The sequence below is a fragment of the Dietzia maris genome (assembly GCF_014144855.1).
GTDB classification, from domain to species: domain Bacteria; phylum Actinomycetota; class Actinomycetes; order Mycobacteriales; family Mycobacteriaceae; genus Dietzia; species Dietzia kunjamensis.
Window position 1 is genome coordinate 1 of sequence record NZ_JAALDN010000491.1, and the last position, 2,027, is coordinate 2,027.

The window sequence follows — 2,027 nt, forward strand, 5'->3', positions numbered from 1 at the left end:
CCGGCGGCTTCACCGTGCTGTTCCTCGCCGCGTTCGACCCCGGCGACACCGTCGTGATGGCACGCCCCGGCTACCCCGCCTACCGCAACACCCTCCAGGCCCTGGGCTGCCGGGTCCACGAGATCGCCTGCGGCCACGAGACCCGGTACCAACCCACGGTCGCGCAGCTCGAGGCGGTCACGGCGGAACTGGGCCACGCGCCCGCCGGCCTCATCGTGGCGAGCCCGGCGAACCCCACCGGCACGATCATCGACGCGGGCGAACTCGAGGCCCTCGCGCGCTGGTGCGAGGCCCACGGCACGCTGCTCGTCAGCGACGAGATCTACCACGGCGTCACCTACGGCCGGGAGTGCGCGAGCGCGTGGCAGACCAGCCGCGAAGCCGTGGTGATGGGCTCGGTGTCCAAGTACTTTTCCATGACCGGCTGGCGGATCGGCTGGATGCTGTTGCCGGAGTACCTGCGTGACCCCGTGGACCGTCTGATCGGCAACCTCACCATCTGTCCGCCCGCCGATGCCCAGTTCGCCGCCGTCGCCGCGTTCACCGAAGCCGCTGCCGCCGAGCTGGACGGGCACGTCCAGCGGTACGCCCGAAACCGCGACCTGGTCCTGCGCAGACTGGGCGAGCTGGGCGTGGGGGAGATCGCCCCTCCGGACGGCGCCTTCTACGCGTACTTCGACGTCTCACGCTGGACCGACGACTCGGTGGCGTGGTGCGCGGAGGTCCTCGAGCGAACAGGGGTCGCGTTGACGCCGGGCGTCGACTTCGACACCGTCGACGGTGGCCACACCGTCCGGCTGAGCTTCGCCGGCGGCACCGAGGAGATCGCCGAGGCGATGGACCGGCTGGAGGCCGTGCTCGCCCCGTAGGTACCGGCCCCGCGGGCGGCTGTGATGTACGGCCCCCGCCGGCGCCCGCGGAGCGCTACGGTCGGCGCATGGGTTCCGCCGAGATCATCACCGCCATCGTCTACGTCACCCGGCCGTGGCTGCTGGCGCAGGCTCCGCTCACGGTGGAGCAGGTCTACCTCAACGCCCGGGAGATCCTGGCCGGGTCCACCGGCGGCTCGATGATCTCCTGACCGGGCTGCGATACTGGGGGGCGTGACCGCCCAGAGCAGCAAGCCCCGCATCTCCAACGTCCTCGCCTCGCGCTACGCGAGCGCCGACCTGGCCACGCTGTGGTCCGCCGAGCACAAGATCGTGCTCGAGCGGCAGCTGTGGATCGCGGTGCTGCGCGCACAACGCGACCTGGGCATCGACGTCCCCGACGGGGTGATCGAGGCCTACGAGGCGGTGATCGACCGCGTCGACCTCGGCTCGATCGCCGAGCGCGAGCGCGTCACCCGGCACGACGTCAAGGCCCGCATCGAGGAGTTCAACGACCTCGCCGGCCACGAGCACATCCACAAGGGCATGACGAGCCGAGACCTCACCGAGAACGTCGAGCAGCTCCAGGTGGTGCGGTCACTCGAGCTCGTCCGCGACCGCGGCGTCGCCGCGGTCCGGCGTCTGGCCGAGCACGCCGTCGCCCACCGCGACACCGTGATGGCCGGGCGCAGCCACAACGTCGCCGCGCAGGCCACCACGCTGGGCAAGCGTTTCGCCTCCGCGGCCGACGAACTGCTGGTGGCGTTGGAGCGCGTGGAGTCGTTGCTCGAGCGGTACCCCCTGCGCGGCATCAAGGGCCCGATGGGCACGGCGCAGGACATGCTCGACCTCCTCGGTGGCGACGCCGCCAAGCTGGCCGAGCTCGAGGGGCGGATCGCCGAGCATCTCGGCTTCGCCCGCACCTTCGACTCGGTGGGCCAGGTCTACCCGCGGTCGTTGGACCACGAGGTCGTCTCGGCGCTCGTCCAGCTCGGCGCCGGCCCGTCGTCGTTGGCGCAGACCATCCGGCTCATGGCCGGGCACGAGCTGGTCACCGAGGGCTTCCAGCCCGGCCAGGTCGGCTCGTCCGCGATGCCGCACAAGATGAACACCCGCTCCTGCGAGCGCGTGAACGGTCTGCAGGTCGTGCTCCGCGGT

At 71.4% G+C, this 2,027-nt stretch carries 3 protein-coding genes; all 3 read left to right on the forward strand.

The genetic code is table 11. The annotated features are described in order from the left end of the window. The coding region (locus G6024_RS15120; RefSeq protein WP_182640406.1) for an aminotransferase class I/II-fold pyridoxal phosphate-dependent enzyme at window positions 1-869 on the forward strand (869 nt) is incomplete at its 5' end. Between the two features lie 68 nt (window positions 870-937). Further along, window positions 938-1,081 (forward strand): hypothetical protein, encoded by a 144-nt coding sequence (locus G6024_RS15125; protein WP_156776009.1) that lies wholly within the window; start codon window positions 938-940, stop codon window positions 1,079-1,081. Between the two features lie 22 nt (window positions 1,082-1,103). After that, window positions 1,104-2,027: lyase family protein (locus tag G6024_RS15130; RefSeq protein WP_159149081.1), on the forward strand; the 924-nt coding region annotated here is incomplete at its 3' end.

What these genes read in the sequence shown, in the direction of transcription:
- G6024_RS15125 (WP_156776009.1), top strand. Translation starts at nt 938, where the DNA reads ATGGGTTCCGCCGAGATCATCACCGCCATCGTCTACGTCACCCGGCCG.